General features: G+C 72.1%; 4 protein-coding genes. 3 read left to right on the top strand and 1 reads right to left on the bottom strand.

Annotated elements, in window-relative coordinates:
* The coding region (locus H5J29_RS18610; RefSeq protein ID WP_181782227.1) for a S9 family peptidase at positions 1 to 1,041 on the top strand (1,041 nt) is incomplete at its 5' end.
* Positions 1,042 to 1,254: 213 nt separating this feature from the next.
* Here the strand turns inward: H5J29_RS18610 and H5J29_RS18605 are convergent.
* Complete coding sequence (locus tag H5J29_RS18605) at positions 1,255 to 2,181, bottom strand: heme o synthase (RefSeq protein ID WP_181782229.1); 927 nt, start codon at positions 2,179 to 2,181, stop codon at positions 1,255 to 1,257.
* A 299-nt stretch (positions 2,182 to 2,480) separates the two neighbouring features.
* On the opposite strand from H5J29_RS18605, the gene tkt reads away from it, so the two are divergent.
* Both tkt and tal read left to right on the top strand, forming a co-directional pair.
* Positions 2,481 to 4,574 (top strand): transketolase, encoded by a 2,094-nt coding sequence (tkt, locus tag H5J29_RS18600; protein WP_312858302.1) that lies wholly within the window; start codon positions 2,481 to 2,483, stop codon positions 4,572 to 4,574.
* A 16-nt stretch (positions 4,575 to 4,590) separates the two neighbouring features.
* Positions 4,591 to 5,703: a transaldolase gene (gene tal, locus H5J29_RS18595; protein ID WP_181782226.1), complete on the top strand. Its 1,113-nt coding sequence runs from the start codon at positions 4,591 to 4,593 to the stop codon at positions 5,701 to 5,703.
* The last annotated feature ends 146 nt before the right edge of the window (positions 5,704 to 5,849 follow it).

The following is a 5,849-nucleotide window of genomic DNA, read 5'->3' as shown; positions in this document are numbered from 1 at the left end:
CTGGTGGTGGCCGCCGACGAGCACGGCCGCGGGCCGCTGTTCCGGGTCGACCTGCAGACGGACGCGGTCACCCGGCTCACCGGGGACCACGGGGCGTACACCGACGCCGTCGTCGCACCGGACGGGAACGCGGTCTACGCCCTCCGCTCGGCGGTCGACTGCCCGCCCGTCCCGGTCCGGCTCGACGCCCACACCCCCGACCAGCAGCCCGCCCTGCTGCCCGCGCCGCTCGACCCCCCGGTGCTGCCCGGCACGCTCACCGAGGTCACGGCCACCGGCGAGGACGGCTCACCGCTGCGCGCCTGGCTCGTGCTGCCCGAGGGGACCGACCCGGCGCCCCTGCTGCTGTGGGTGCACGGCGGGCCGCTGGCCAGCTGGAACACCTGGCAGTGGCGGTGGAACCCGTGGCTGATGGCCGCCCGCGGGTACGCCGTCCTGCTCCCCGACCCGGCGCTGTCGACGGGCTACGGGCAGGCCTTCGTGCAGCGCGGCTGGGGCGCGTGGGGCGGCCCGCCCTACACCGACCTCCTGCGGATCACCGACGCGGCCGAGGCACTCCCCGAGGTCGACGCCACCCGCACGGCCGCGATGGGCGGTTCCTTCGGTGGGTACATGGCGAACTGGATCGCCGGGCACACGGACCGCTTCGCGGCGATCGTCACGCACGCGAGCCTGTGGGCGCTGGACCAGTTCGGCCCGACCACGGACTTCGCCGACTACTGGCTCACCGAGATGACCCCGGAGATGGCGCTGGCCAACAGCCCGCACCGGCACGCCGCGGCGATCACCACGCCGATGCTGGTCATCCACGGCGACAAGGACTACCGGGTGCCGATCGGCGAGGGCCTGCGGCTGTGGTGGGACCTGCAGTCGAGGGTCGCGGACCCCGCCGAGAACCCCCACCGCTTCCTGTACTTCCCGGACGAGAACCACTGGGTCCTCACCCCGAACCACGCGCGGCTCTGGTACGAGACGGTGCACGCCTTCCTCGCCCACCACGTGCTGGGCGAGAAGTGGGAGACCCCCGACCTGCTCCGGTGAGGGGGTCGTCCGCCGAGGCGAGCTCGTCGACGTACTCGGCGTGCGCGAGGGCCCATGACCTCATCGCCGCCGGCGGGCCGTCCACCAGGCTGCGGCCGACCTCGGTCGAGGGTTAGTCGACCCGCGGGGGCGCCGCGGGCGTGGACCGGCGGGTGACCGGCCCCCGCGCCGATCCGGCCGCCCGCGGTGCCGCACGTCCCGGTGTGAGGCCGGTCAGAGGACGGTGGGGAGGCCGATCGCGGCGTCCACGGCAATCGCGAGGAACAGGCCGCAGAGGTAGAGGTTCGAGAGGTGGAACAGTCTCATCGGCGAGACCTCGCGGCCCGCCTTGACCCCGGTGTGCAGGCGGTGCGCCATGACCACGAAGTACGCACCCGCGACCAGCGCGAACGCCACGTAGATCCAGGAGGTGACCGGCGCGAGCAGCAGCGTCCAGACGACCATCACCCAGGCGTAGGCCACGATCCGGACGGACACCTGCCGCGGGGTCGCCACCACCGGCAGCATGGGGACCTCGGCGGCCGCGTAGTCGTCCTTGTACTTCATGGCCAGCGCCCAGAAGTGCGGCGGGGTCCAGAAGAAGATGATCCCGAACATGACCAGGGCGGGCCATTCCACCGTCCCGGTGACCGCCGACCAGCCGATGACGACCGGCATGCAGCCCGCCGCCCCGCCCCAGACGATGTTCTGCGAGGTCCGGCGCTTGAGCAGCAGCGTGTAGACGAGCACGTAGAACGCGATGGCGGCCAGCGAGAGGACCGCCGAGAGCAGGTTGGTGGTCAGCCACAGCCACACCGCCGACAGCGCGGCGAGCGCCAGGCCGAAGACCAGCGCGTTGCGCGGGGTCACCTCGCCCTTCGCGGTGGGGCGGCGCGCGGTGCGCTTCATCTTGGCGTCGATGTCCGCGTCGGCCACGCAGTTCAGCGCGTGCGCCGAGGCGGCCGCCATCGTGCCGCCGACCAGGGTGGCCAGGATCAGCCAGACCGACGGGATCCCGCGCTGCGCCAGCATCATCGCGGGGACGGTGACCACGAGCAGCTGCTCGATGATCCGCGCCTTGGTGAGCCCCACGTACGCGCGCACGGTGTCGAGGAGACCGCGCTTCGGCGGAAGGGTCGCCGCCGCTCCGCGGTGTGACACGGGTGCGCTCACCAGTTGCTACCTCGCTCGCCGGACTGGACCAGTGGTGGGACTGTGGAACCGGGGATCACCCTACTTCTACAGCGCGTCGATGCTAGCCCGTGGAATGCCGGACGGGGTCGCCGGGTAGTCCGGTCGGTGAGGACTGTGTGTCCTCTCGCCCCGAACCGGGCATGCCCCACCCCGGGCGGACTAGAGTCCGGGACCGAGCCGGACACGCCGGTCGAGCAGCCACGTTGCCGTGGCGGCGCGCAGGGACCGACCGGCGTCCCCCCACCATCGAGGACAGGAGCAGACCCGTGTCCGTTACGGAGCCCGACTTCGCCGCGCTGACCCGCGCCGAGGTACCGGACGACTGGACCGAGCTGGACAAGCGGGCCGTCGACACCATCCGCGTGCTGGCCGCCGACGCCGTCCAGAAGTGCGGCAGCGGCCACCCGGGTACGGCCATGAGCCTGGCCCCCCTGGCGTACCTGCTCTACCAGCGCGTCATGCGGCACGACCCGAGCGACCCGGGCTGGGTCGGTCGCGACCGGTTCGTGCTCTCCGCGGGCCACTCCAGCCTCACGCTCTACATCCAGCTGTTCCTCGCGGGCTACGGGATGGAGATGGAGGACCTGGAGGCGCTGCGGACCTGGGGCTCCAAGACCCCCGGGCACCCGGAGCTCGAGGCGACCCCCAACGGCGTCGAGATGACGACGGGGCCGCTCGGCCAGGGCCTGTCGTCCGCGGTGGGCATGGCGATGGCCGCCCGCCGCGAGCGCGGCCTGTTCGACCCCGACGCCCCCGAGGGCGCCTCCCCGTTCGACCACCACATCTACGTGATCGCCTCCGACGGGGACATCGAGGAGGGCATCACCAGCGAGGCGTCGTCGCTCGCGGGCCGCCAGGAGCTCGGCAACCTGATCGTCTTCTACGACGACAACAAGATCTCGATCGAGGACGACACCGCGATCGCGCTGTCCGAGGACACCGCCAAGCGCTACGAGGCGTACGGCTGGCACGTCCAGGTCGTCGAGGGCGGCGAGAACGTCACCGGCATCCTGGAGGCGGTCGCGGCGGCCCAGGCCGAGACGACCCGCCCGTCGTTCATCCTGCTGCGGACCATCATCGGCTTCCCGGCGCCCACCAAGATGAACACCGGCAAGGCGCACGGCGCCGCGCTGGGCGACGAGGAGGTCGCCGAGGTCAAGAAGGTCCTCGGCTTCGACCCGGACAAGAGCTTCCAGATCGAGCCCGAGGTCCTCGCCCACACCCGGGACGTCGGCGAGCGCCAGGGCGGCGCCGTCAGCTCGTGGCGCACCGCGTTCGACGACTGGGCCCTGCGGGAGCCCGAGCGCAAGCACCTGTTCGACCGGTTGCTCGCCAACGCCCTGCCGGACGGCTGGGCGGACGTGCTGCCGTCGTGGGAGCCGGACCCGAAGGGCATCGCCACCCGCAAGGCCTCGGGCGAGGTGCTCAAGGCCCTGGCCCCGGTGCTGCCCGAGCTCTGGGGCGGCTCGGCGGACCTCGCCGAGAGCAACAACACCACGATGGAGGGGGCGGACTCGTTCGGGCCCAAGGACGCGGCCACGAAGATGTGGAACGCGAACCCCTACGGCCGCACGCTGCACTTCGGCGTCCGCGAGCACGCGATGGGCGCGATCCTCAACGGCATCGCCCTGCACGGGCCGACCCGCCCCTACGGCGGCACGTTCCTGCAGTTCAGTGACTACATGCGCGGCGCGGTCCGGCTGGGCTCGCTGATGAAGACCGCGGCCATCTTCATCTGGACGCACGACTCGATCGGCCTCGGCGAGGACGGGCCGACGCACCAGCCGATCGAGCACCTCACCGCGCTGCGGGCCATCCCGAACCTGTCGATGGTCCGGCCGGCCGACGCGAACGAGACCGCCTACGCCTGGAAGGCCACCCTCGAGTGGCAGGACGGCCCGGTCGGCCTGGCGCTGACCCGGCAGAACGTCCCGACGCTGGAGGGCACCTCGGCCGAGGGCGTCAAGAAGGGGGGTTACGTCCTCGCGGACGCCTCGGACGGCGAGCCCCAGGTCGTGATCATCGCCACCGGCTCCGAGGTCCAGCTGGCCGTCGCGGCCCGCACGACCCTCGAGGCCGAGGGCGTGCCGACCCGGGTCGTCTCGATGCCGTGTGTCGAGTGGTTCGACGCGCAGGACGCCGCGTACCGCGACTCCGTCCTGCCGCCGTCGGTCAAGGCCAGGGTCTCGGTCGAGGCGGGCATCGCGATGCCCTGGTACCGCTTCATCGGGGACGCGGGCCGTGCGGTCTCGATCGAGCACTACGGCGCCTCCGCGGACGCCGCCACCCTGTTCCGCGAGTTCGGGTTCACGCCGGAGGCCGTGGTCGACGCGGCCAAGGCGAGCCTGGGCAAGTCCTGACTCAGGAGGAGCACACATGAGTGAGCACGAGAGGCTCGCGGCCCTGGCGGCGGCGGGCGTGTCCATCTGGCTCGACGACCTGTCCCGCGAGCGGATCACCTCCGGCAACCTGGCCGAGCTGATCGCGGACTGGAACGTCGTCGGCGTCACCACCAACCCCACGATCTTCGCGGGCGCCCTGTCCGACGGCGCGGCGTACGACGCGCAGGTCCGCGAGCTCGCCTCGCGCGGGGCCGACGTGGCCGCGGCGATCCGCGAGATCACCGTGGCGGACGTCCAGCAGGCCTGCGACATCTTCAGCGGCACCTGGGAGACCAGCGGCGGCGTCGACGGCCGGGTGTCCCTGGAGGTCGACCCGACCCTGGCCCGGGACACCGAGGCCACCGTTGCGCAGGCGCTGGACCTGTGGAAGGCGGTGGACCGGCCGAACCTGCTGGTCAAGATCCCCGCCACCGAGCAGGGCCTGCCCGCGATCACCCGGGCGCTCTCCGAGGGCGTCAGCGTGAACGTCACGCTGATCTTCTCGGTCGAGCGGTACGAGGCGGTCATGGGCGCCTACCTCGACGGCGTCGAGCAGGCGGCGGCCAACGGCATCGCCGTGTCGTCCCTGACGTCGGTCGCCTCGTTCTTCGTGTCCCGGGTGGACACCGAGATCGACGCACGGCTGGACGAGATCGGTACGGACGAGGCCACGGCGCTCAAGGGCAAGGCCGCCGTCGCCAACTCGCGGCTCGCCTTCGCCGCCTACGAGAAGGTCTTCGGCTCGGACCGCTGGAAGGCCCTGGAGGCCGAGGGCGCGAAGCCGCAGCGGCCGCTGTGGGCCTCGACCGGCGTGAAGAACCCGGACTACCCGGACACGCTCTACGTCTCCGAGCTGGTCGTGCCGAACACGGTCAACACCATGCCGGAGAAGACGCTCAAGGCGTTCGCCGACCACGGCGACGCCGAGGGCGACAAGGTGACGGGCTACGCCGAGGAGGCCCAGCGGGTCTTCGACGCCCTGGCGGCGGCGGGGATCGACGTCACCGACGTGTTCCTCACCCTCGAGAACGAGGGTGTCGAGAAGTTCGAGAAGTCCTGGTCGGAGCTGCAGGAGTCCGTCCAGGGGCAGCTCGACTCCGCGAAGTAGTGGGGGCGACCCGCACGTGACGTCACGGCCCGCCGTCGGGCTCCCGGTCGTGGAGCTCGGCGGCGGTTCCCTTTCCGCCGAGGCGCGACGGGTGGCGGCCGAGCTGGCCGCCGACACCGTCGCGTCCCGGATCACCGACGCCGACC

Source organism: Pseudonocardia pini (genome assembly GCF_013870575.1).
Classification (GTDB): Bacteria; Actinomycetota; Actinomycetes; order Mycobacteriales; family Pseudonocardiaceae; genus Pseudonocardia; species Pseudonocardia pini.
Note: the sequence above shows the minus strand (reverse complement) of the source record. Positions and strands in the feature narration are given on the sequence as shown.

What these genes read in the sequence shown, in the direction of transcription:
- tal (WP_181782226.1), top strand. Translation starts at nt 4,591, where the DNA reads ATGAGTGAGCACGAGAGGCTCGCGGCCCTGGCGGCGGCGGGCGTGTCC.